This window comes from Novosphingobium sp. FW305-C-111, from assembly GCF_058783565.1.
Genome location: NZ_JBYSYP010000005.1, coordinates 74,748 through 100,737, shown reverse-complemented (window position 1 = coordinate 100,737; position 25,990 = coordinate 74,748). Strand labels below are relative to the sequence as shown.

The 25,990-nt window shown below is 66.8% G+C and carries 13 protein-coding genes and 1 tRNA gene; 5 read left to right on the top strand and 9 right to left on the bottom strand.

Features of this window, described 5'->3' with window-relative positions:
- The first annotated feature begins 99 nt into the window (after window positions 1-99).
- From AC3WLD_RS07555 to mfd, 3 genes are all read left to right on the top strand, one after another.
- Window positions 100-501, top strand: coding sequence for a baeRF12 domain-containing protein (locus AC3WLD_RS07555; protein WP_492556333.1), 402 nt, complete (start codon window positions 100-102; stop codon window positions 499-501).
- Window positions 502-543: 42 nt separating this feature from the next.
- Window positions 544-825 carry an FAD assembly factor SdhE gene (locus AC3WLD_RS07550; RefSeq protein ID WP_492556332.1) on the top strand — a complete coding sequence of 94 codons (282 nt, stop codon included), beginning with the start codon at window positions 544-546 and terminating at the stop codon, window positions 823-825.
- 136 nt (window positions 826-961) lie between these two features.
- Entirely contained in the window at window positions 962-4,444 is a 3,483-nt protein-coding gene (gene mfd / locus AC3WLD_RS07545) for a transcription-repair coupling factor (RefSeq protein WP_492556331.1), read from the top strand.
- Window positions 4,445-4,447: 3 nt separating this feature from the next.
- On the opposite strand, the gene AC3WLD_RS07540 is transcribed toward mfd, so the two are convergent.
- On the bottom strand, window positions 4,448-5,737 hold the full coding sequence (locus AC3WLD_RS07540) for an EAL domain-containing protein (protein ID WP_492556330.1): 1,290 nt from the start codon (window positions 5,735-5,737) through the stop codon (window positions 4,448-4,450).
- A gap of 150 nt (window positions 5,738-5,887) precedes the next feature.
- Between AC3WLD_RS07540 and AC3WLD_RS07535 the strand changes: the two genes are divergently transcribed.
- A complete protein-coding gene (locus AC3WLD_RS07535; protein WP_492556329.1) occupies window positions 5,888-6,673 on the top strand; it encodes an NAD kinase in 786 nt (261 codons plus the stop codon).
- A gap of 78 nt (window positions 6,674-6,751) precedes the next feature.
- Window positions 6,752-6,826: transfer RNA gene (locus tag AC3WLD_RS07530), tRNA-Asn, on the top strand.
- A gap of 132 nt (window positions 6,827-6,958) precedes the next feature.
- On the opposite strand, the gene AC3WLD_RS07525 is transcribed toward AC3WLD_RS07530, so the two are convergent.
- The 8 genes from AC3WLD_RS07525 to AC3WLD_RS07490 form a co-directional block, all read right to left on the bottom strand.
- Entirely contained in the window at window positions 6,959-10,039 is a 3,081-nt protein-coding gene (locus AC3WLD_RS07525) for a CHAT domain-containing protein (RefSeq protein WP_492556328.1), read from the bottom strand.
- Entirely contained in the window at window positions 10,036-18,414 is an 8,379-nt protein-coding gene (locus AC3WLD_RS07520; RefSeq protein ID WP_492556327.1) for a hypothetical protein, read from the bottom strand. Before AC3WLD_RS07520 ends, AC3WLD_RS07525 begins: the two co-directional genes overlap by 4 nt.
- Window positions 18,414-20,168: a ShlB/FhaC/HecB family hemolysin secretion/activation protein gene (locus AC3WLD_RS07515; RefSeq protein WP_492556326.1), complete on the bottom strand. Its 1,755-nt coding sequence runs from the start codon at window positions 20,166-20,168 to the stop codon at window positions 18,414-18,416. The genes AC3WLD_RS07520 and AC3WLD_RS07515 overlap by 1 nt, the downstream gene beginning before the upstream one ends.
- A gap of 202 nt (window positions 20,169-20,370) precedes the next feature.
- On the bottom strand, window positions 20,371-23,094 hold the full coding sequence (secA, locus tag AC3WLD_RS07510; protein WP_492556325.1) for a preprotein translocase subunit SecA: 2,724 nt from the start codon (window positions 23,092-23,094) through the stop codon (window positions 20,371-20,373).
- A 103-nt stretch (window positions 23,095-23,197) separates the two neighbouring features.
- Window positions 23,198-23,464: a hypothetical protein gene (locus AC3WLD_RS07505; protein WP_492556324.1), complete on the bottom strand. Its 267-nt coding sequence runs from the start codon at window positions 23,462-23,464 to the stop codon at window positions 23,198-23,200.
- Between the two features lie 52 nt (window positions 23,465-23,516).
- Entirely contained in the window at window positions 23,517-24,062 is a 546-nt protein-coding gene (locus AC3WLD_RS07500; RefSeq protein WP_492556323.1) for an energy transducer TonB, read from the bottom strand.
- Between the two features lie 418 nt (window positions 24,063-24,480).
- Window positions 24,481-25,224, bottom strand: a complete 744-nt coding sequence (locus tag AC3WLD_RS07495) for a phage protease (RefSeq protein ID WP_492556322.1) — start codon at window positions 25,222-25,224, stop codon at window positions 24,481-24,483.
- A 31-nt stretch (window positions 25,225-25,255) separates the two neighbouring features.
- Entirely contained in the window at window positions 25,256-25,990 is a 735-nt protein-coding gene (locus tag AC3WLD_RS07490; RefSeq protein WP_492556321.1) for a phage protease, read from the bottom strand.

Below are 25,990 nucleotides of genomic sequence, written 5' to 3'. Positions count from 1 at the left end.
ATCCGTGAATTGACCGAACGCATGGAACTTTCCGGTCCTCCGGGCACGTTGCAATGGTGGCCCTCCGATCAGGCGGGAGCTGCACAGGAGAACAGACCAATGCTTCTGCCCCATGGCACCGTCGTCGCGCTCGTCGATGGAAACAACTTCGAGCTGTTCCGCAACACCGGCACCGAGGCCGCGCCGGAACTGTCCAGACAGGACAGCCCTGCGCTCGACACCAGCAACCACAGCGCCGGCGCCCATCACGAATCGGCCAAGGGAAGTCACGGCCGCCACAAGGAGCAGGAAGCCGTCCACGCCGCCGCGGCGGCGGGCTGGCTCAACCGGCAGGTGCTAGACCACAAGATCGAGAACCTCGTGGTGATCGCGCCGCCCTCTACCCTCGGCGAGCTGCGGGCCCACTATCATGGCGAGCTTGAGCGGACCTTGCTCAAGGAACTGGCCAAGGATCTGAGCGGCCGGCAGGGGCCGGAAATCCTGACTGCCCTGCGCGGCTAGGGGTCTTGCCTCGGCGGGTTCCCGGCCGTACCGCACGCAGCCATGGAACCCGCCGCCACGCTCGACCCCGCCCGCCTCGGCAAGATGCGCTTCCGTGCGTGGCACCGGGGCACGCGCGAGGCAGACTACATGATCGGCTGCTTCTTCGATCGCTACCACACGCAGTGGAGCGAGGCCGAGGCCGCATGGTTCGAAGCGCTGCTCGACGAGGACGATGTCGATATCATGGCCTGGGCGCTGAAGACGCAGCCTGTGCCGGACAGCTTTGCCGGACCCCAGATGGACCTGATGATGAAGCTCGACTACGTGGACATCCCGCGCTGACACGTCCCCGCTCGCCGCGAGCTTGTCGAAGGACCGTTCTTTTTCTACGGGCGTCGGAACCACCAGCAGGAAGCCCGCCTTTCGACAAGCGCAGGACGGCCGGGATAGAAATCCGGTTCGTTCGGTTCATCGCCTTATGCCCGATCTCAACCGGATCCTCTCCGCCAAGTCGCCCCTGACGCTGGCCTCGGTCGCCCGCGGTGCTCAGCCGTTGGTGCTGGCCGACCTGGCCCGCGCAACCACGGGCCGCGCCGTGTTCATTGCGCCGGACGAGGCGGCGATGCGGGCCATGTCCGACAGCGCCGGGTTCTTCGCGCCCGAGCTCGAGGTCATCGAATTTCCCGCGTGGGACTGCCTGCCCTATGACCGCGCCAGCCCCGCGCTGTCGGTAAGCGCCCGCCGCCTCGCCGCGCTCGAGCGGCTGCAGCGCAAGCGCGACAAGCCGCAGCTCCTGGTCACCACGATCAACGCGGTGCTGCAGCGCGTGCTCACCCCGTTCCGCATCCGCGAATCGACCCGGCTGCTGAAGGCCGGAATGGAAATCGGGCGCGAGAGCCTGATCGGCCTGCTCCAGCGACAGGGCTATTCGCGGACCGATACCGTGGTCGACGCCGGCGAATACGCGGTGCGCGGCTCGGTCTTCGACATTTTTCCGTCTGGCCTCGACCACGGCTTGCGGCTCGATTTCTTCGGTGACGAGCTTGAAACGCTGCGGCTGTTCGATCCCAGCACCCAGCGGTCGGTGCAGCCGGTCGAGACGCACCTGCTGCTACCCGCGAGCGAGGCGCTGCTCGACGAGGACAGCATCAAGCGTTTCCGCGGTCGCTATCGCGAGATGTTCGGCGCCAATGCCACCGGCGACCCGCTGTACCAGGCGGTCAGCGACGGGCGGCGGCTCGCGGGCATGGAGCACTGGCTGCCGCTGTTCGAGGACCGGCTTGCCACGCTGTTCGACCATCTGAGCGAGGGCGATCTCGTGGTCGTCGACGCGGCGGCGATCAAGGCAGCGGAGACCCGCCTGTCGGACATCGCCGATTACCACGCGGCGCGCGTCGACAGTTCGGGCAAAGCACCCGGAAGCTATCGCCCACTGAGCGAAACCGCGCTCTACCTTGGCCGCGACGAGCTCGACCGCGCACTCGCGGCCTGGCCGGTCCACCGCACGACGATCTTCGCCGAACCCGAATCCGCGAGCGTGCTCGACTTCGGCTTCACCAGCAGCCGCGATTTCACGCCCGAGCGGACGCAGAACGCGAACGTCTATGAAGCGGCGGCGAAGTACCTCTCGTCGCTCGGCGCGCGCGGGATCAAGCCGCTGATCGCCGCCTATACCGAAGGCAGCCGCGCCCGCCTCGCCTCCTTGCTGGGAGACGCCGGCAAGGGACCGCTGCAACTGGCGGATTCGTGGCAGGAGGCGCTGGGCCTCGCCGCGTCGGGCAAGGCGGTGGCGCTGGTCCTCCCGCTGGAGGAAGGCTTCTCCAATGCCGGGCTGGAGCTGCTGACCGAGAAGGACATTCTCGGCGACCGGCTCGTCCGCCGCAAGAAGAAGCGCAAGGACGCCGACGCCTTCCTCGCGGAACTTAGCGCGCTCAATCCCGGCGACCTCGTGGTCCACATGGACCATGGCATCGGGCGGTATCTCGGGCTCGAAGCCATTGCGGTGGGGGACAGCCCGCACGACTGCGTCCAGCTCGAATACTCGGGCGGCGACAAGCTCTACATTCCGGTCGAGAACCTCGACGTCCTCTCGCGCTACGGCAGCGAGAGCGACGGCGTCGCGCTCGACAAGCTGGGCGGCGAGGCGTGGCAGCGGCGCAAGGCGCGGATGCGCGAGCGGATCCTCGAGATGGCCGGCACGCTCATGGCGACCGCCGCGCTGCGCGCGCTGCGCACCGCCGACGTGCTGCTGCCGGATGACTCGAGCTTCGGCCCCTTCGTCGACCGCTTCCCGTGGGACGAGACGGACGACCAGGAACAGGCGATCGGCGACGTCCTCGGCGATCTGGGCGAAGGCAAGCCGATGGACCGCCTGGTCTGCGGCGACGTCGGCTTCGGCAAGACCGAAGTCGCGCTGCGCGCCGCGTTCGTCGCGGCGATGGCGGGCAAGCAGGTGGTCGTGATCGCGCCGACCACGCTCCTGGCGCGGCAGCATTACAGCAATTTCGCCGAACGCTTTGCCGGCTTCCCGATCGAGGTGGGCCGCCTGTCACGCCTTGTCGCGCCCAAGGAGGCGGCGCGGACCAAGGAGATGCTGGCCGACGGGACAATGGACGTCGTCATCGGCACCCATGCCCTCCTGTCCAAGGGAATCAGGTTCAAGCGGCTCGGCCTCGTCATCGTCGACGAGGAGCAGCGCTTCGGCGTGACCCACAAGGAGAAGCTCAAGGAACTGAAGGCGGACGTCCACGTCCTCACCCTCACCGCCACCCCGATCCCGCGCACCCTGCAGATGGCGATGTCGGGCCTGCGCGAGCTCTCGACCATCCAGACCCCGCCGGTCGACCGTCTTGCGGTGCGGACTTACGTGATGCCGTGGGACGACGTGGTCATGCGCGAGGCGCTGCTGCGCGAACACCAGCGCGGCGGGCAGAGCTTCATCGTTGTCCCGCGCATTTCCGACATGACCGACGTCGAGGAGTGGCTGCGCACCACCGTGCCCGAGGTCAAGTTCACGACCGCGCACGGTCAGATGAGCCCGACCGAGGTCGAGGACCGGATGGGCGCGTTCTACGAGAAGAAGTACGAGGTCCTGCTTTCGACCACCATCATCGAGAGCGGCATCGACATTCCGTCGGCCAACACCATCGTCATCCACCGCGCCGACCGTTTCGGCCTTGCCCAGCTCTACCAGCTGCGCGGCCGTGTCGGGCGCGGCAAGATCCGCGCCTATGCCTACCTCACCTATCCCGAGAACATGGCGCTTTCGGAAGTCGCGGAGAAGCGGCTCAAGGTGCTCGGCGATCTCGACAGCCTCGGCGCCGGGTTCCAGCTCGCCAGCCACGATCTCGACATCCGCGGCGCAGGCAACCTGCTGGGCGACGAGCAGTCCGGCCATATCCGCGAGGTCGGGTTCGAGCTTTACCAGTCGATGCTGGAGGACGCGATCCTCGCCGCCAAGGCCGGCGATGTCTCCCTGACCAAGCAGCCGGGCGGCCTCAGCCCGCAGATCACGGTCGATGCGCCGATCATGATCCCGGAAGACTACGTGCCCGACCTGGCTGTGCGCATGGCGCTGTATCGCCGGATGAACGATGCAGAAGGGCCGGATGCGGTCGAGGCGCTCGCGGCGGAAATGATCGACCGCTTCGGCCCCCTCCCCGGCCCGACCCAGAACCTGCTCAAGCTCATCGAGATCAAGCGCCAGGCGATCGAGGCCAACATCGCCAAGATCGACGTCGGCGCGAAGGGCGCGCTGGTTTCGTTCCACAACGACGACTTCGCCGATCCGGCCGGGCTCATCGGCTACGTCGAGCGACTGAAGGGCACCGCCAAGCTGCGTCCGGACAACAAGCTGGTAATACAGCGCGCATGGGGCAACGCCGAGGCACGGCTCAACGCGCTGGTGCAGATGACCAAGGGACTGGCGACCATCGCCAGGCGCGCGGGGAAGCCGAAGTAGCCGCTAGAGGTCGAGCAACCTCGCCCCGCTTACCGGCGGCGAACCCAGGAAGCCCTGGTACGTTGTGCACCCTTCTTCGCGCAGCACCGCCAGTTGTCCGTCGTCTTCGACCCCTTCGGCCACAAGCGACAGCCCGAGCGCACGCGCCATCGCCACGATCGCGCGCAGGATTGCCCGGTCGCGCTCGTCGTGGGTCAGGTCGCGGACGAGCGAACGATCGAGCTTGAGGCACGATACCGGCAGCGCCTTGAGCGTGCGGAAATTGGAGAAGCCGGTGCCGAAGTCGTCGAGCGCGATCGCCACGCCTTCGTCGGTCAGCCCCCGCAGGAGCCGCGCCGAGCCTTCCAGGTCGTGGATCAGCGCCTGCTCGGTGATCTCCAGGGTGAGCCGCCACGGGGGGAAGCCACTGTCGGCCAGCTCGGCCCGCAGGCCGTCGGCAAAGCCCGGCTCGGCGAGATCTTCGGCCGTGACGTTCAGCGAAAGGCGCAGCGCCCCCGGCCAGCGCGCCGCTTCGGTGAGCGCGCGCCGGGCGATATGGCGGGAGAGCTGGGCGACGTGATCGGCGCGCCCCGCCACCGCGAAAAGCGTGCCCGCCTCGATGCGGCCAAGCTCGGGATGATCCCACCGCGCCAGAGCTTCGGCCCCGGTCAGGTGCCCGTCCGCGACTGCGAACTGGGGCTGGAAGACGATCCCGATCTCGTCCCGGTCGAGCGCGCCGATCACGTCCGCCTCGAGCCGGGCGGCGCTGCGGGCGCGGGCGACATGCGAGCCGTCGGCCCAGATCAGGCGGCGGCCGGCCTGCTGCTGGAGCAAGGTGAGCGCCTGGTCGAGGCGGTCGAGCAGCGTGTCTGCCGACTCTCCCGAGGTCGCCCGGAGCAGGGCGATGCGCGGACGGAGCTGCAGCGTCTCGCCGCCGACAGACATCGGCCCAGACACCCAGACCGCAAGGGCATCGGCGAGCCATTGCCAGCGCTCGCGGCTGACGCTGGAGCGCGACGCGACGAGGAAATCACGCCCGCCGACCCGCGCGACCAGCGTCTCGTCCTCGATCTCGCTGGCGCAGAACGATTCGATGCGGCGGGCAATCTCGGCCAGAGCCCGGTCGCCCGCGGCCTCGCCATAGGCAAGGTTAACCGACTGGAAGCGGTGAAAGCCCAGCAGCATCGCCTGCACCGGCCGCAGAAGGGCGTCGCGGCCCCAGGCGTCGAGGCGTGCGACGAGGCCCGCGGTGCTGTAAAGCCCGGTCAGCATATCCATGGCTGGAGCAGTCTCGACGGTCGCGGCACGGTTCATGGCAGGCTGACCTTAGCCGCTCCAAGGTTTCCAAACCGTTCCGGACCGCAAAACAGTCGCCCGGCCCCTTCCCTCGTTGCCAAAGCCGCCCCCGGTCCATATCAACCCCCGGCAAATCCGGCGAAATCCGCCGGATCGACCGGGGAATTCATGACGATGGGCGGACCAAAGCGCCTGGCCCTGCTGGCATCGACGACCGACCGCGCACAGGACGCGGCACAGGCGCTGGAGGCGTCGCACGACTGGGTGGCGCTCGACGACGCCGAGGCGGTTGTGGTGCTCGGCGGCGACGGCTTCATGCTGCAGACGCTGCACCAGATGCTCGACGCCGGGCGGGTGATCCCGGCCTACGGTATGAACCTCGGCACGGTCGGGTTCCTGATGAACAAGCACAAGAGCAGCCGCGCGATCACCGAACGCCTGGCGCGCGCGCGTGCGATCGCGGTCGCGCCGCTGCGGATGCGGGCCGAAACCAACTCGGGCGAGACGTTCACCGCCTGCGCGATCAACGAAATCTCGCTGCTGCGCGAAACCCGGCAGACCGCCAAGCTGGAAGTGACCGTCAACAACCGGATCCGCATCGCGGAGCTGTCCTGCGACGGCGTGCTGGTGGCGACGCCGGCCGGATCGACCGCCTACAACCTCTCCGCCAATGGCCCGATCCTTCCGCTCGGCTCCAACATGCTCGCGCTGACCCCGATCAGCCCGTTCCGGCCGCGTCGCTGGCGCGGGGCGATCCTGCCCGATACCTCCGAAATCAGCTTCAAGGTGCGCGAGGCGGTCAAGCGCCCGGTCGCTGTCGTCGCCGACCAGAAGGAGGTCCGCGATGTGCGGCAGGTGTGGGTCACCGTCGCCCGCGAAAGCGCGCTCACCCTGCTGTTCGACCCCGGCCACAGCCTCGACGAGCGCATCGTGACCGAGCAGTTCCAGGTCTGAGAAAAACCCGCTTCAGGCGCTTGCCAAACCGCGCGGCACTGGTATAGGCGCACCCCTGCCCGGCCAAAACCGGGCTGCTCCCCGATAGCTCAGCGGTAGAGCATTCGACTGTTAATCGAATGGCCGTAGGTTCGAATCCTACTCGGGGAGCCAGTTTTCTTCCGCGCCGCAGCGCGCGCCCGCTCCATCATATCAAGACGCGCAGACGCTCCGGCAAGGTCGCCGGCGCCTTTTCGTTCGCCTATGCGAGGGTGGGGCCGCGCCAATGCGCAGCCCCTTCGCACTTCACCGGCTCGCGGCAGTACCTGAGGCGCCCGCGTCCGCCCTTGCCCCGCCGATCAGCGGCTTGTCACCATCGCCCAGGATGATGAATGCGGCCCAGTAGAACGGGTGCGAGGTGTTGGGATCGTCCATCAACTTCTGCTCGGCTTCCGAGAGCGACTGCGCGATGGGCTGGCCGGGCTTGCCGTCGATCATGCCGCCGATCAGCCGCTTGGTCGCGTCGAAGTCGTCTGGCACCGGCCAGTGGCTGGCAATGACCGAGCGCGCGCCCGCACCCACGAAGGCGCGGACCAGGCCGTCGAGCGCGTAGTTGCCGCCCGACGTGACCCCCGCCTCGCGGCTCGCGCTGACCGACGCCATGCCGGCGGTGTCGCACGCAGACAGGATCACGAGGTCCGCATCCAGCTGGAGGTCGAACACCTCGCGGAAGGTCAGCAGGCCGTCGGAACCCTGGTCGCCGAAGCTGGTGACCAGAGCCGGCCGCGCCGGGCAATCGGCGCGCGGCGCGGTGACGAGGCCGTGGGTGGCGAAATGCACGACACGGTACTGGTCGAGCGTGGTGTCGGACAGGAGCTCGCTGTCGCTGAACTGCTGCTCGACCCGGACCGCGCTGTTGGCCGCGCCGAACTTGCCCTGGGCGAAATAGAGTTCGTCGGGCTTGATCGGGTTCTGCCAGGTCGCCAGCGGCCAGTCACATTCGTCCGCGACGGCGGCGAGCGGCTTGGCCTTGGGAACGGCGTTCTCGCCCAGGCCGATGTAGCTGCGCGGCGCGCGCGACGGCGCGAGCTTGCGGATGTCCAGGAAGCCGCGCGGGCTCACCGCAATCGACATTTCCCGCCCGCGCCCGAGCCACGCGACATTGGTGAAGTCGAACGGATCGCCATCGGGCCGGTCGGCCTGGTCCTTGTAGTCCTTGACGCTCTTGTCGTCGGTCACCAGCACCGAAGGCGGCAGCTGCAGCATCGCCCCGTCGGGCTCGAAGATCAGGTGGCGGACGGAGGCGACGTCCTTGTCCACCGCGCCGAACAGGCTGAGATACAGCGCTCGCGATTTCTCGACATCGAACGGGTAATTGACCTGCTGGCCATTCTCGACCTTGACCACGGTGTCGCGGATCTCGGCCACGGACTTCGACAGTTGCTCGGTCGTCAGGTCGACCTTGAACACCTTGGCCGAACCCGGGGCGACGAACAGGCCGTAGAGGTCGGTGCCGACCGCCATCAGTTTGTAGTATGCCTCGCCGCTGCGCAGCGCGCCCTGAAGCTCGCCGATCTCGACTCGCGCCGGCGACAGCACGTTGTAGCGCTGGAACGAGGCGAGCTTCGAGACGATGCCGGTCTGCTCGCGCTGCAGTTCCACCAGCGAACCCTGCGCAGCGGCGAGGTTTTGGATATCCTGCTGCGTTGGCGCAGGAAGTGCCGAGAGGCGGGCGATGTCCGCCTCGGTCCGGGCGATCTCGCGGCTGCGGGCGAGCGACAGGCGGAACAGCGAGGATGCCTCGTCATTCCCTTCCGAAAGCTGGCGCGCCAGCACGGCCTGGGTCTGGGCGACGCCCGGGCGCTGGAGCACCTGCGAGGCGGTGAACATCGCCTTGGCCGCGTCGGCGCTGCCATCGGTCGCCAGCAATCCGAAGTACGGCGGCAACAGCTCGCGCAAGGTGGCGCCGCTGTCGGGCACCGAGGTGCTCTCGTCGACGACCTGCGCATAAAGCGCCTTGGCCGCGTCGGTCTGGCCGCTGCGCCCGAGGAATGCCGCCTTGCGTGCCTTGGCCGCAAGCAGCGCTGGGGACTGCGGGAACGCGCTGCCGATGGCCAGGATCGCGCGGTCGAACGCGCCTTCGGCTTCGTCCGGCTTGCCCTGCGCTTCGGCGATCAGGGCCAGCTCGATCTGGATTTCCGAACGCAGCCAGCTTGCCGAGGCGACGCGCCCGTCGCGAACCGCATCGAGGTTTCGCGAGGCGCTGGCGAACAGCTCCGCCGCGGCATCGAGCTTGCCCTCCTGGCGCAGCGCGGTGGCCCGCAACGACAGCGCCTGGGCGTCGAGAATTTCGGCCCGTTCGGTCGGGGTGAGGCCGGCATCGACCCCTCCGAGCCGTTGCAGTCCCGCATTCTCGCGGTTGATCTGCTCGGCCAGCGACACGTTGATGAGGCCGTTGCGCAACGAACCTTCGTCGAACTCCGCACCCACCGGTGCAACCGGCGCGTCCAGTTCGCGGATTGCCGCCTGCGACCTGCGCTGGTTGAGCTGGTTGATCGCGCGGTAGTTGCGCAGCAGGCGCTGGGTCACCCCGTCGCCGCGCGCGATCACCGCTGCCGACTGCGAAAACAGCCTTGTCGCGGCCGAGAAGTTGCCGAGGTTCGACTGCTGCAGGCCCTGGTTGGCGAGCGCCTCGGCCGGGCTCATCACGTCTCCGCCGCGACCGCCGAGCGATTCGAAGAACTCGGCGGATTCGGCAAAGCGGCCGCCATTGTTGCGAAGATAGGCTTCCTCGCGTGCGCCGAGCGTATCGAGCTGCCCGGCCTGGACGCGGGCGAAGGCGGCAGAGTCGCTGACCTCGGTGCTCGCAACGCGGATTTCGCCGGGGATCGGCCGGTCGGCGATCACGCTGGCCAGCGCCAGACGCAGCGCCGGATCATAGCCTGCCAGCCCTTCGACGATGTACGTCCGGCCGTTCTTGCGCACGGCATAGCGGCGGTAGTCCACCGCTGCCTTGCTGTCGCGGCAGTAGACCGCGGGCACGTTGCCAAGCCCGTCGATCCGCACCGCGCCCTCGCCGCCGCAGACCAGGTCCACGCCCGGTATCGCGCTCGGCTCGCTGCCCAGCCTGGCATCGCGGCGGAGCATGACCATCGAGCCGACCGCACCCGCGGCGTCCCGGCAAGTCAGGCGCCACGCCCGGTCGAAGATGCCCGACAGGCGTGTGTCCGATGGTGCATTCTGGGCGGTGCAGATCACGCCGCTGTCGCCGATGCGGAAGTTGTTGCGTAGCGACAGAGATTCTTCGTCCGCCGCAGCGGGCATGGCCGAAGCGAGCGACAGGGCGAGCGCGGAAAGTCCCGCGGCGAGGTTCGAGAGACGGCTCACTGCTGGTCCTCCTGCGCGGTGCCTTCGTTGACGACGGACCCGATTAGTGCCGGGTTGCCGCTGCCGGCGACCGGCTCGGTGATCGTGGCCGGCGGATTGAGCGGGCGGGTGTCGATCAGCGGCGCGGGCGGGGCGATCGGGCTGCCGTCGACATCCTCTTCGGCTGCCTTTTCTTCCTCGCTCTGCTCTTCGGAGTTGGCCTCGTCCGGTTCGTCCTCGACCACCGGGGAGTCGGACAGGTCGCTGTCGGAGATCATCTCGATCTCGCTCGAGATGCCGCCGACCGGATCTTCTTCAACCGCGCAGCCACCGATGAACAGGCAGGCGTTGAGCTGGCTGTTGGTGGAGAAACCGGTGAAGTCCGGCTGCTCGGCCAGGACCGCATCATACGCGGCCTTCCCGGTCAGCGTGCCGCTGTCGGTCACGAACTGCCCGTTGATCACGACCTCGATCCCGCCGGTTGGCGGCGTGTCGGGCGGCGTGACGTCCACGTCGGGTCCTGCAAGGAAGCCTGCCGGGGTCGCCGCGGTACCGGTGTTCTGGATATAGAACGTCGAGCCCGGGAAGATGTCGAGCGCCAGGGCGTTGAAGATGCCGTCGGGGCGCGACACGCTCGTCGGCCGGTTGAGGTCGGCGATATGGCCGACATAGAGCGGATCGTCTTCCAGCTTCGTCAGGATGCTGCTTTCGGCCATGTGGATGTGGGTGGCCTCGATCGAGATCAGACCTGACAGCCCGCCGCTGGCATTGGTGATCTTGATCGACCCCGTGCCGGCATCAAGCTCGAACAGGTCGGCGAGGAACGAGAACTCGTTGGTCGAGAGGAAGCCGGTGCCGGTCAGGTTGCCGCTCACCCGCAGCCCGCCACTGGGCGTGCCACCGCCGTTGGGTCCACTGCTGAGCGTGCCTGTGGCGAAGAGCACCTGGCCGTTCGGATCGTCGATCGTGCTGCCCGCTTGCGGCCCGGTCATGGTCAGGTTGCCGACCGTCATGTCGATCAGGTTGGCCGAGTGGTCCTTGGCTGTGACGAACACGGTGCCCGAGTTGATCAGGCTGAACTCCGCCTGGCTCAGCGCGTAGCCGTTGCCTGCGGTCAGCCCGTCGCCAATGAACGCGCCGTTGGCGTTGGTGGCGTAGAGGGTGATCTCGCCGGTTGTCCCGGCGTTAAGCCCGACCGCGAGGTTGGGATTGGTCGCCGGGGCGCCCTGGATCACGATGTCGCCCGACCACAGGTCCAGGATCGGCGAGAACCAGCGGCGGCGAACCGTGGCGGTCCCGCCGGACTCGACATGGAACCGGGTAAAGGCGGTGATGTCGTTCGCGGAGAAGTTGCCGGCGTTGTACGCCTCGAACATCCCGGCATAGACGCTGCCGTTGATCTGGACCGAGCCACCTGCAGCGACCGGAGTCGCCGTGAAGATGGCGTTGAAGTCCGGATTCGTCGGGTTTCCTCCCGCCTGAGCCATCGAGTTGTTGCCGATCAGAACGCGCCCGATTGCGCCATTCGGTGCGCCTGAGGCCGGGTCGATGCTGTTCACGCCGGCGAAGATGCCGCCCGCGGTCAGTGACTGCCCAGGAAGCAGGAGAACGTCCCTGGCGGCGTTGACTGATCCTACGGTTATGTCCTGTCCAGCCGCGACTGCCACGGTCTGACGGCCGCTGATGCTAGAAACGGTAGCCGATCCGCCTGCCGAAACGATGATGTTGCTCGGCGGTGCCGTCGGCACTGGGTTGGATACAATCGACCCGGTTGCGATGTTGCCCGCAGAGAATACCTGGATCGTGCCGGTGCTGCTCAGGTTGCCGGTGGTTGCACCCTGTTGACCCACGACGATCACCGCAAACGGGCTGGTCACGTTTCCGATCGCAGTCGTTCCTTGTGACACCAGGACTGCCTGGGCATTCGAGGACAAGTTGCCCGACACCGAGATGCCGCCGTCTGCGCCGATCGCAATCCCGCCGCTGCCCGAAGTCAGGTTGCCGCCGACGCTGAATGCGCCGGTGCTCAACGACCGGAACGAGGTGCTCTGGACCGGCCCCGAAATCGCTACCGGTCCCGCAACCGCGACGCTGGTGGACACTGGCAAGGTGACACCGGTGGGAAGTCCCGCGAAAACGAGGCTCGGATCGAACGTCGCTACCGGCCCGCCTAGCGAGGCCTGCGAGACGTTGGCGATTCCGATGCGCTGGGCGCTGACCGCGCCGTTCACCGTCACCCCGGTCCCGGAAAGCAGCAACGTGTCTGTCTGGCTCTGCAGCGGCCCGGTGACCATGCCCTGGTTCGCGACGAGCGAAATGCCCTGCGAGGACGTGACGCTGCCGGTTGCGACATTCCGCCCGAAGATCTGGACCTTCGAGTTCGAATTCGCAGGCAATCCGAACAGTGCCGGATCGGAAGCGATCGCCCCGGTGCTGACGTCACCGCTCGAGGTGATGAGCACCGCGCCGCCCGAGCTGATCGCGCCCGTGGTCGTGCCAGACAGCCCGAACAGGCCCACGAGGCTGGGCGCCGTGACGTCGCCCACCGTCATCGTTCCGTTGGCGATGCCGACGACGAATGGGCCGGTCAGGTTGCCGGCGACAGCGATGTTGCCGCCCGCGGCCATCGAGAGCGGGCCGTTTGCCGCCGTGATCGGTCCGCTCGTTGTCAGGTTGCCGGTCGTATAGGCGCGGAAGGACTGCGTCTGGACCGCCCCATTGATCGCGATCGGGCCGCCCACTCCGAACGTCGCCGCCGTGTTCTGGTCGACCTGGAAAGGCAGCGCCGAGAACACCGGCTCCTTGTCGAAGGTGTCGAACGCACCGCCCAGCGCGGCGACCGCCGACTTGGCGATGCCGACCCGCCCGTTCGCGTTCAGCGCACCGCCCACGGTGACGCCGGTGTCCGCGAACAACAGCATGTCGCGGCCGGTCAGCGCGCCCGAGGTGACGCTGCCGGTCTGTGCGAGCAGGCCGACGTCGCCCGCAGCATTGACCGTGCCGACAGCGACGTTGCCAACACCGGCAACCCCGACACGGTAGGTCGCCAGCGGATCGGTCGATGGATTGACGATCCCCGCGGTAATGTTCCCGACCGTGACCGGCCCGTTGGCCTGCAGGGTGAAGTAGTCGCCCGCATCCACCTGGCCGACGCTCGCCCCGCCGCCGAGGCTATCGATCTCGATGTATTGCCCCGCCGCGAGCGCGCCGGTCGTCACCGAGCCGGTGCTCTCGTAATTCAGGTAGCCGCCGGCATCGACGCCGAGCGTGGTGATCGAACCGGCTGCCAGCAGGTCGACATTGCCGATGACCGAGAGGTTACCGAGCGTGGTCGAGCCGCCGTTCTGGATCAGCAGGTTGCCGCCCGCGTCGATGTCGGCGAACAGGACGTCACCCGAGGCTGAGAAGAACAGGTCGCTTGCCGCCGAGACGTTGACGTTGGCGACAAGATCCGCCGCCGACGTGAAATCGATCGTGCTTGCGGAATTGAGCGTGCCGACCGTTGCCGGGGTTGCTCCGGCGATCCAGTTGCGCGCGGACATGTCGATCCGGGGGACGTTCACCACCGCGTTGTCGAGGGTGAGCGAAAGATCCCCGTCGGTGGAGAAGTCGACCCGGCCACTCGCATCGAGCGTGCCATTGGTGACCGTGAACGTGCTCGGCGCGCCGGTCACGATCGGTGGGCCGTTGACGAACCGGTTTACCGCGAACGCGGAGAACTGGAGCTGTCCGACCGAGGCATCGGCGTTGGTGAGCGAGATCGACAGCGGCTGATCGGCGATCGTCGCCGTTCCGCGAACGGACCCGCTGCCTCCCAGCACCGGGACGCTTCCGAAGATGTCCCCGGCGTTCAGCGTGCCGCGCTGCGAGGGAACCTGGAACCGGTTCGAGGCAATGATGCCGACGCCGCCGTTGCCGCCGGTGGTCGCATCGCCGCCGACGCCGCCGACAGGGCCCGCCCCGCCATTGCCGCCCGTCGCGCCTGCGAACAGGTTGGTCGTCCCGGTGACGGTGACCGTCGAGCCCCGGACCAGCAGGACCGCCGCACCCGAAACAGCGTCACCGCCATCGCCGCCGTTGCCCATCGTCGTGCCGTTGCCGCCCGAACCGCCGGCACCGCCCACGCCCTGGGCCGAAGCGTTGATCGAGGCGAAGTCGGCGGTGCCCGCCGCACCCGGGGTGGCTGTCGCGCTTTCGGTGCCGACGTTGATGAACCCGCCGCTGCCGTTGCCGCCAATACCGCCGATGCCGCCCGGACCCGAGACGCTGTTGCCGCCATCACCCGCGCCGCCGCCGAAGCCGCCGACCTGGATATCGACGGTCGAGGCGGTCAGGTGACCGTTGCCGGCCCCTGCCGTGACGACCGCGACCCCGCCCGTGCCGCTGCCGCCGTTGCCGCCGGTATCGCCGGGGTTGAGACCGCGATTGCCGAAGCCGCCGTTGCCTGTAGCGGTGACTTGCACAGCGTCGACCGTGATCGTGCTGCCGCCATTGAGGCTGTTGCCCGCGAACAGGTTGGCCGTGCCGCCAATGCCATTGCCGCCGTCGCCGCCCGCATTGCCGAAGCCGCCGTCTCCGTTCGCGTTGATGACCAGGGTCGAGGTCGAGGCCGTCGTGACCGTGCCGTTCCAGGCAAGCACCCGCGCCCCGCCGCCGGTGCCGTTGCCGGCCTGCCCGGCATCGCCGCCAATGCCCTTGGCGTTGACCTGGGTAAAGCTGCCGAGGCTGATCGAACCGCCGCCGGCGTCGTTGATGCTGTCGCCTCCGGCCCCGATCGTGGCCGTGCCGCCGGTGGCGTTGCCACCCAGGCCCGCGCCGGTGTTGAGATCGCCGTCGCCGCCGCTCGCGCCGGCATCGACCGAAGTTTGCGCGCCGATGGAGACGTCGCCGTTGGTGAGCACCCGGATGGTTGCCGAGCCGCCCGTGCCGTCACCTCCGATGCCCCCGACGGCAAGGGAGTTGCCGCCAGCGCCAAATGCAGCGAGTGTGGCGTTGCCCAGCACGTTCGCCGCGCCGCCATTCTGCGATGCGAGCTGAGCCGTCCCACCGATGCCGGCTCCAGCATTGCCTAGCCCGCTCGCGAAACCACCCTGGCCGATTGCCGACACGACGAGATCCGTATCGACCGAGTTGATCCGTCCATCGGCCAAGAAGTTCGCAAAGCCGCCCCGGCCAAGACCGGCCAACGCATCCTCGGAGCCGCCTCCCATGCCATCCGCGGTCAATTGAAGGCTGCCCGTCGTCGCAACATTGCCTCCGGTTGCGAAAATCTGAGCTCCGCCGCCCAGTCCCAGGCCTCCGACTCCGCTGCCGCGACCGTTGCCCGCGACGCCGTTTGCCGAGAGGAACGAAATGCCGGACGTCGCACCGATGTTGATGCCGCCGACGCTCGAACCGGCGATCACGCCAACAACGGCTTGGCCGCCGGTCGCGTCCCCACCGCTGCCCGAAAGCTGCGCGCTGCCGGCCAAGGCCTGGGCGCTGACAGTCACTACGCCGTTGATGTCGTTTACGCCGTTGACTGCACCGATGTTGGCAATCCCGCCGAATGCCGTGCCGCCGCTGCTGACGCCATTCGTCGCCGCGCCCTGTCCTCCGACACCATCCGATTCGACCGTGACGCTTCCGTTCAGCGTGATCCCGGCCGCGGAATTGACCGTGATTCGCGAGTCGCCGCCCTGGCCCGAACCGGCAATGCGGTCCCCTCCGCCGAGGTTGTCGCTGCCGGTCCCGGTCGTGCTGACGATGATCGGGTCGGCGAAGATGCTGATCACGCCGGTCCCGCCTTGCGAGATGTTGGCCGTGCCGCCGATTGCGTTGCCGCCATCGGTGCCGTCGACGGCAGGCCGCGAGTTCGACTGGAACGCCTGCGCCTTCACGTTGAGCCCGAGGGTCGTGAAGTTGATCAACCCGCCGTTCGCCACGATCCGGGCAGTGCCGCCCTGCGAATTGCCGCCGGTGCCGCCCGTGACGCTTGCCGCGCCGGCATTGCCGTTGGAGATGACCTCCACGCCGAAGTCGAATTCGTTGACCGTGAAGTTGCCCGTGCCGATGGTCTGGAGGGTCGAGTTGCCGCCGGTCCCATTGCCGCCGGTGAGCCCGTCGCCGCCGAACCCGGTGCTGTCCAGGGTTACGCCGGCCAAGACCGAAATGCTGCCGCTACTCGCCGTCATCGAGGCGGATCCGCCCCTTCCAAGACCACCGGTTCCGCCGATCGACATTCCGCCCGAGCCATGGGCAAATGTCTGGAGCTGCCCCGCCGAATTGACCTGCCCGCCAGTCAGCGCCTGGATCGTCGCGGAGCCACCTTGCCCGGTACCCGCCGCAGCGCTGTTGTTCGCCGTGCCGCCGGCCCCCAGGGCATTGACTGAGATGGTCCCGCTCGAATGAAGGTTGGTCGCGTCCTCGGAACTTAGCGAAGCGACGCCGCCCAGGCCACCACCGGCCGCCGCGGCATTGCCGTTGCCGCCGATGCCCCAGGCGTTGACCGTCACGTCGCCGAGGTCGATGGAGTGGGCTGCGCCTGAGCCGCGGACTTCGGCTGTTCCGCCGGTGCCGCTGCCACCATCGTCCGAACAGGTCGGGCAATTGCCGGACCCACCGAACCCGCTGGCCTCGACCAGCGTGGTGCCGGTTACCGTGATGTTCGAGACGGTCCCGTTGGCGCGCAGCGACGCGAGCCCGCCTCGGCCATTGAACCCGTCAACGCCAGGGACCGACGTGATCAGGCCGAGACCATTGGCGGATAAAGTAAGATCGCTGAAATTCAAACTGCCGCCACTTTGCGCCAGAGCAATGGCGGCACCACCAAGTGCATTCCCGCCGGGGCCACCCAATGCATCGGCAGAGACGGATGCCAGACCGTCAATCGTCAGTATGCCACCGAGGCCCGCCGAGATCGTGGCCTGGCCGCCGGTCGTCCCAAAGCCGCCCGACAAGGCATCGGAAGCGTTTGCTATCACCGCCACGTTGCCCGAAATGCTGACTGACGACCCGGTCCCGTTCACGCCGAGCTGCGCAGACCCGCCGGTTACAATTCCGTCTCCTGTGCGATCCCTGACGCCGGATGCGTCGGCAATCAGGTCACCTGCAACCGTGAGCGATCCGCCGGAAGACGCATTAAACGCGACCCCGCCGCCATCGGGGTTGGCAGACGACTGGGGCAGGAGCGTGTCGGTATTGCCAGTCACGCTTCCCGCGAAGGCAATCGAACCGCCTGCCGCGGTCACACTTACCTGGTCTCTGCCTGTCAGCACGGTGTCCCCGGCAAAGCTCATCGAATCCGGGGAACTGGGCGTGCCCGACTGGATCTGGACGATTGTCCCGCGCGCCCGCACAGCCGAAGTGAAATCGATGTTCCCGCCGGTCGCGCTCATCAAGACGGATGCTCTTCCGACACCGAGGTCGGTCGGGTCGATCTCGCCAGCCACGACATTATGGCCGGCGGACAGGATCACGGCGTTACCATCGACGTCGGCAGCTCCCGCTATGTCGAAGCCGAGCGCACTTCCTCCCTGGATCGCAATCGCGATGGCCTGGTTCTGCGGTATGGCCACCATGTAGACGCGGTGGCTGGCGGCCAGGCCCGCGCCCGCTGTCCCCGTTATCGTGCCGCTGTTGCGGACCCCTCCGGTGACATCGCCGGTCCCCTGGGTGACCTGGATGTCGAACAGCCCATCGGGGCTGAAGGTTATCGTTGCGGCGTTGGCCGCGACCAGCGCCGCTGCGGCAGCGCCGCCGGCCGGCGCGTTGAGGTTGATCGAACCCGAATGCGTCACCGTCGGCGCGACCAGTGCGACGTAGCCCGTGGCGGTCACGTTCGCGCCGGTGTTGAGGTTCACGACCGAGCCCGCGTTGGCCGTGCCGAGGTTGACCACGTCGCCCGCGTCGAACTCGCCGGTGGTCGCGTTGAACGCGACTGGCAGCGAGGTGAGGCCGAGGTTGCCGACGTCGAACACTGCGCTCGAGCTCGCGATGATTCCGCCGGGGCTGTAGAAATAGATCGTTCCGCCCGGGGACGGAGCCGATGCGCCGATCCGGCCCAGCACCGTGCCGTCGAACTGGATGGCCCTGGTCTGGTCGGTCGGAAGAATGCGGTTGAGGACAGTGAAATCGGCCGTGCTGCTGAATGTCGCAGTCGTTCCCGAATTCTGGAACAGGATCGGCGACGCGCTGGTCGCGGTATCCGTCGGTGCCCAGTTGATGACCGCGGTGCCCCCCACGAACACATCGGTCGTGCCGCTGCCGGTGGAAATCGACGCCGAGCCGGCCACCACCGTCCCGGACGCATTGAACGACTGCGCCTTCGCCGCTTGCGCACCGCCGAACAGCAGCGCCGTGGCGATCGCCAGCGAGGAGGTTACCGCAAGGCGGTTTGCGTTACGCTGGGCAGTCATCAGTTGGTCCTCCAGGGCAGGAGCCGGGTCGTCAGGGTCACGAGAAAGCGCACGTCGTCGCGCTTGGTTTGCAGCGGGGCCTTTTCGAGCGGGACGGCGACCGCCGCCTCGAGGCGGAAGCGCGCGCCGTAATCCGCGCGCACACCGCCGCCGACCGAGGTCACCCGGTCGGAGCCGGAGATGCCCTTGGTCCACGCCCACGCCGCGTCGCCGAAGACATAGGGCTGGAAGCGCAGGTCGCTGCCTTCGCTGAGGGAGATGCGCGGGCCGCGCAGCTCAGCGGAAACGCCGACGCCACTGTCACCCGAAATCGCGCCCGGATCATAGCCGCGCCCGACAGTGTAGTTGCCGGCCGAAAAGTCCTCGAAGCTGAGCACCGGCTTGAACGCGTACTGGGCGCGCGGGGCGAGCGAGAACGAGATGTTGCGGCCCAGTGCGAATTCGCCTTCGCCGCCGGCGCGCACGACCGTGGCGCTGGGCGAACCGTCGAACCGGCTCGTAGGGACCTTGCCCGCGCAGCCCGCGCCGACGCAGGTCTTCGTCGCGTCGAGGATGTCGAGGCCCTGGCGCAGCTCGATGCCGCCGGCGATCCGCCATTCGGGGCGGCGGTGGGCAAGGTCGATCGCGTCGAAATCGGCCCGGGCCCACACGATCCGCAGCTTGTCGCGGGTCAGCGGGCCGATCAGGTCGACGTCCTGGTTGACGAAGTCGAACCCGCTCGACAGCCACAGGTTCTTCCCCTGGCGGCGCATCAGCGGATAGCGCGCGTTGAGGCTGGCATAGAGCGTGCGCGCGTCGATCGCTGCGCCACCCCCGGCCCCGCCGAGATCGGGCTTGGTCCACGCGTAGGTGAACTGGCCGCCGACCACGAGACCCTCCGAACCCGGACGGAACTCGTGAGTGAGCTGCAGGATGTGCTGCTCCTTGAAGTCCGCTGTGGCGTAATAGGACAGCGAGGTCGCGTCGCCCATGCCGGTCAGCCCGAAGGCCTGCGCGCGCAGTTGCCCGCCCCAACGTCCGGTGGCCTTCGAGGCGAGGTTCTGGATCGTCAGGTCGACGGCGTAAGGCTGGCGGACGACGGTTACCTCGCCGATCAGGTCGCCCGGCGCGGTCCCGGCGGGACGCAGGGTGAGCTGGACGTTGTAGCCCGGCAGGTCGCGGGCCAGCAGGAGGTAGCGTTCGGCCTGGAAGCGGTTGAACACCTCGCCCTCGGTCAGGCGGCCGAGATACTGCTCCAGCTTGCCTTCCGCGCCGCGAGTCTCGCCCTTGGCACGCACCGCGGTGACGCGGGCATAAAGGACCTCCATCCGGACCTGACCGTTCTCGATCTTCTGGGTCGGCACCTGGACCGCGGCGAGGTAACCCTCGTTGCGCAGGATCGTCGCGGCGGCGTCGCGGATTTCGCAGAGCACGGCAACCGGCTGCGGCGAGCCCACGAAGGGCTTCCACGCCGGGGCGAGCTCACCCGCATCGACACCCTTGAGGTTGTTGAACGTCACCTCGCCGATGGTGACGGTAATGTCCTTGAACTGCGGATCGGCCAGCGGACAGGGCGAACGCTCGATACCGCCCTCGATGTTGAGGCGCGGAGCGGCTTCGGCCGGTGCTTCGGTGATTCCCTTGAGTTCGTCGCGAGTCGGGATGCCCGCGGTCTGCGCGAAGGCCGGAGCAGGCAGCACCAGCGACCCGGATGCCGCAAGCACCACAGCCGTCCCGAGCGCTCGATATCCGCGCCCATAGACCAATTCACGCATGCCCCGCCCCCGTCGTTAAACCCCAACCTTACGACGCGGCCCGATTATTATTGTTATTTTTGTTGCCTAACAGCACTTTGGAACAAGTGTCAATTCGGATGAATTTTCCTTGCATAACAAGCGTTAGTAGAATCTGCCAACACGCCGACGGGCTATCGAACGATGGCGCGCGCAGCACCCGGCCACAATGGCCGGGTTGCGCTCATGCCAGCTGGCCGTGGCAGTGCTTGTACTTCTGCCCGGATCCGCATGGGCACGGGGCATTCCGGCTCACGCCCTGACCGGCATAGGGATCCTCGCCGGCCGCCACGGGAGGAACCGCCCCGCCCAGTGCGCCGAGCATGTGGGCTGCGCCCGGAACCTGCTGGCTGTCATCCTCACCGGTGAAGGGATCGATGTGGCTGGTCAGGAAGTCGGGCAGCTCGGGAAGCTGGAAGTCTTCCGGCGGCCGCATCCGGATCTCGCTGGTCATCAGGATACGCGTCACGTCCTCGCGGATGGTGTCGAGCATCTTCTCGAACAGGCCGAACGCTTCCTGCTTGTATTCGTTGATCGGCGTCTTCTGCGCATAGGCGCGCAGGAACACCACCTGGCGCAGCGCATCGAGCGTGGCGAGGTGCTCCTTCCAGTGATGGTCGAGCCGTTCGAGCAGGATCGACTTTTCAAGGCTGCGCCAGGTCTGCTCGTCCAGCGCGCCGATCTTTTCCGCCATCCGCGCGTCGGACAGCTGGACCAGGCGCTCCTCGATCACTTCCGGCTCGAGCGCCTCTTCCTGCATCCATTCGTCGAACGGCGCATCGATCCCGAGCGTGTGTTCGACGGCCGCCTTCAGCCCCTCGATGTTCCACTGTTCGGGGTACGAGCCCGGCGGGCAGGCATCGCCGACCAGCGCATTGACGGTGTCGTGGCGCATGTCGATGACCACGTCGCCCACCGCCTCGGCATCCATGATGTCGGAGCGCTGCTCGTAGATCACCTTGCGCTGGTCGTTCATCACGTCGTCGTATTCGACGACCTGCTTGCGGATGTCGTAGTTGCGCGCCTCGACCTTCTTCTGCGCGGTCTCGATCGCCTTCGACAGCCAGCGCGAGCCGATCGCCTCGCCGTCGGCGAGGTTCGAGTTCATCATCTTGGCGAACAGCGTGTCCGGCCCGAAGATGCGCAGCAGGTCGTCCTCGAGGCAGAGGTAGAACTTCGACAGCCCGGGGTCGCCCTGGCGTCCCGAGCGGCCGCGCAGCTGGTTGTCGATGCGGCGGCTTTCGTGGCGCTCGGTGCCGATCACGCAGAGCCCGCCCGCGGCCAGCACCTGGCTCTTTTCGGCGGCGACCTCGGCCTTGATCCGCTCGACCGCGGCGTCCCGTTCAGGGCCTTCCGGCATGTCGGAGAGCTCGTCCTCGATCCGGAACTCGGCATTGCCGCCAAGCTGGATGTCGGTGCCGCGCCCGGCCATGTTGGTGGCGATGGTCACCGCGCCGAGCCGGCCCGCCTGGGCGACGATGTGCGCCTCCATCTCGTGGAAGCGGGCGTTGAGCACCGCGTGCTGGACGCCTTCCTGCTTCAGGTAGTTCGAGAGCAGCTCCGACTTCTCGATCGACACGGTGCCGACCAGCACCGGCTGTCCCGCCCCGGCCTTCTCGCCGATCAGCTTGGCGATTGCCTGGAACTTGTCGGTGGTGTTCTTATAGAACTCGTCCTCCTCGTCGATCCGCTGCACGGGCACGTTGGTCGGGATGGTGACGACGTTCATCTTGTAGATGTCGAAGAATTCCGCGGCTTCGGTCGCCGCGGTACCGGTCATGCCGCCCAGCTTGGGATACATGCGGAAATAGTTCTGGAAGGTGATCGAGGCCATCGTCTGGTTCTCGGGCTCGATCTTCACGCCCTCCTTGGCCTCGACCGCCTGGTGCAGGCCATTCGACCAGCGCCGGCCGTCCATCATGCGACCGGTGAATTCGTCGATGATGACGATCTTGCCGTCCTTGACGATGTAATCGATGTCCCGCTTGAACATCACGTTGGCCTTGAGGCTCTGGTCGAGGTGGTGGACGACCAGCGTGTTCTCGACGTCATAGAGGTTCGAGCCGACCAGCAGCCCGGCAGCCTCGAGCATCCGCTCGACCTTCTCGACCCCGTCCTCGGTCAGGGTGATGTTTTTGGTCTTCTCGTCCGCCTCGTAATCCTCGGCGACGATCTGCTTCACGACCGCGTCGACCTGCATGTAGATGTCGGACTTGTCATCGGTCGGACCGGAGATGATCAGCGGCGTCCGCGCTTCGTCGATCAGGATCGAGTCGACCTCGTCGACGATCGCATAATTGAACGTGCGGTGGACCTGCTGCGACCGCTCGTGCTTCATGTTGTCGCGCAGGTAGTCGAAGCCCAGCTCGTTATTGGTCGCATAGGTGATGTCGGCCTCGTAGGCCTCGCGCCGCTGGTACTCGTTGAGATTGGGCACGATCACCCCGACCGTGAGGCCGAGGAACTTGTAGATCTGGCCCATCCATTCGGAGTCGCGGCGGGCGAGGTAGTCGTTGACCGTGACGACGTGGACGCCCTTCCCCTCGATCGCGTTGAGGTAACACGCCAGCGTCGCCACCAGGGTCTTGCCCTCGCCGGTGCGCATTTCCGCGATCTCGCCGCGGTGGAGGACGATGCCGCCGATCATCTGGACGTCGAAGTGGCGCATGCCGAGCACCCGGCGCGAGGCTTCGCGGCAGGTGGCGAAGGCTTCGGGCAGGATGTCGTCGAGCGTCGCGCCGCCGTCCAGCATCTCGCGGAACTTGACGGTCTGGGCGCGCAGTTCGTCGTCGCTCAGGCTCTGCAAGGCAGGCTCATAGGCGTTGATCTGGGCGACGATCTTGCCGAGGCCCTTGACGTAGCGATCGTTGGACGAGCCGAACACGGCCTTGGCGAGGCTGCCGAACATATGCGGGAATTCCTGTTGCTGTGGGCGTCGCGGCAACGCTCGAAGCGCCAAAAAGCGCCGGCGGCCGCGGAAAAATCTGCGGGATAGGTGACGGCCTAAGCCGTTATTGCCGCGCGCGGTCGCCGATGTGGACAGTTGCGGGGGCGATCAGCGCGAGCACCGGCAGCCACACGACCTTGCGGCGGCTGTCGGCCTCGCTACGCTTCTGCCCGCCGCACCCCGCCGCGCAATCGCGGCGCATGGGGGCAAGGGCAACACTCTCCTCGCGCGCCACGACGCTGGTATCGACCCGCGTGGCCGAAGCAGCCGCCACCGCCTGCGGCATCGACAGGCCGGACAGCAGGGCAAGAAGGACGAGGAGGAAACGCATGTGCGGGGGTAGATAGGTTATCGATCATCCAACGTAAAGCTGTCCTCGCGCCTCACTTCGGATTTGCAGGGGTCGCCACTGGCAAGGGCTCAACTGTGATCGAGCTGCGGATGGTCACACGTTGGGCGATCGGATTTCCCTCACCGTCCAGGTAGGGACTCGTTTGTCTCAGTAAATAGCATTCATCGCTGTATTCGCTGGCAACGCCGTCAACACCGAAAAAGGTGCACTGTACTGGATAACCTTCGGTGTTAACGACGTAAGTCAGGACAGTTGTTCCACGCTGTGCGGGATCGGGCAGAGGGATGATCCATCGAACCGAACTTGAATAAAACCCGATCGTCGGATTGCCGAAGCCATCGCTAGCCGGAGTGAACCGAGCGCGCCGCCGGACAGTCGAGCACGTTGCCTCGTCCAGGTCAGATGAACCGCTGGACTCGCTAATTGCGCAGTCGATAACCCGCCCGTCTGTTCCAATCGTCAGGCGGAAGTGAGTCGTTCCTTGGCGCTCTTCACGCAACGCCCTTCTGGGCCAATCGGACCCGGTAACCCAGGCTCCTGGATCTCCGCGCGGAGTCGCTGGTTGCGGAGCGACCATGGCTGCTGAAGGTACGGGCTGGTAGATGGGAGGGGGCGGCGGATGAGGAGGAGGTGGTGGTGGCACCGGTGTAGCGGGACAAGAGGTTTTGCATTTTTGGGACAAGAGGTTTTGCATAACTCGCACACCCGAGAAACGCCCTTTTAGCGCGCTTTGAACGGCTGGCGAAAGCCCTCTTAGTCAGCTTTCAGCCACCCCTATCACGGGGACTTCAACCGGTCGCGATCGATGCTGATCGCTTGTGACGCTAGGAATTGGGGCGGGAGATAGTGTCGCCCTTCGCTACGGGGGCGCTCACTCTGTAGCCCCGCTGCCTTGTGCCCGAGGGCCTAGGCCGAACGTCCGAAACGGCGCGTGGCGTGCCGCCGACATAGCGGCCACTTGGGTGCTGTGCAAATGGTCCGGGGCGGCTGGCATCCTACTGCGTCCCCGCGTCGCGCGTTCGCAGATAGGCCTCGCGCGAAACACCCACCTTGGCGAGGATATCCGCTTCGGCCTCGGTAATCTGTCCCCGCCGTGGCCGCTCGAACATCTGGGACGCTAAGACCTCTTCAGCCCGCTTGGCTTGCATTGCAGCTTTCGTGGCGGCGAAGTCGTCCAGCGATACCCGCATAATCGCACAAAGCGACAACTCTTCGGCCGTGAGCTGGTCGACCAGGTCGAGACCATGTTCCCGCGAGGCGAGCGCGGGTAGCTCCAGCGCTGGCGAATTCGTGAGCGCCGCGTTGACAAGCCGGATCACGCGCCGATCGGCCTTTGATGCCGTGAAGAACGGTGAGACGTATCGATACTCCCTCGCGGCGATGGCCGCCGACGCCGCCGGCGTCCAACTGACGTCCGCGTAGATGCCGTCCGGACCGGGTCGAAGGCTTTCGGTTTTGATCCAACCCGAGGCGACCGCACGACCGCCAACGCCGTCGCGGGCGGCATATTCCGATTGATGGTCATAGTTGAACAGCATGTCAGTATCGCCGTGGAAGCGGCGCGTGGCGTCGATTACAGCTTGTGCCTGGGTAGGACCTTCCAGGATGAAAGGGCCTCGCCCGTCGCGGCAAGAAAACGTGCCGTACGGGAGCAGCTTCACTGTTTTCGGCGCGATGCCGCTTTCGCTGGCGAGCGCAATCGCGGGAGCAATCACATTCTCTGTCTGCACTCCGGTCATAGTCTTCCCAATGCTCCTGTGTCGCGTTCCGTCAAAACACGTTCTCTTGGCGCGCCTTCGTCATGGCGAAGGCCTGTGGCGAGACGCCGAGCGCAGCGCAAATCGCGAGCTCTTCTTGATCGAGCCCGGTGGACGCCGGAGCCTGATCGCCAAATCTTGTCAAAACGAAGTCCAGTTCATCGACCCCGACAAGGGCACAAATTGCCCGCTCTTCGTCGGTTAGTCGCATAGCCGCCAAGGTACTATTGGTTGCGACATCGGCCGGCCCGGCGGGACGGGCTCCGGTGAGCAGGTTGGTCATCCCGGCTCCCGTTATTCGCGTGATTTTTCCCGTTTCGCGTTCCGCGCGGACGTGGGCGACAACGTAGCGCCATGCCTTTTTCATGACGAGTTCGTAGCCCATCATCGTCCAGTCAATCTCACAGTAAATACCGTCCCGCTCGACAGTAACTAATAGTGGACGGATCGAACCGGCTAGAAATCCGCCTCCCCCCCGCTGCAGCAGGGACTTGTGCTCGACATCGATATTGAGGCTTTCGCCGGGTTCCTGAAAGCCGCGTGTGGCCGCTACCACTTCGCGAGCCTGCGCGTCGCCGGCCAACGTCCAGGGTCCCTCGCCAAGGTCATCCCGGAATGAGCCGAACGGGATGAGCCTCACTTTTGCGGCTGGCTGGCCGTTCGGCGCGAGCGCTTCCGACCCAACGGGCAGGATTGCGTCCGCTGTGCCGGGTGCATCCACCCCGAGCGATGATGATTGAGCCCACAT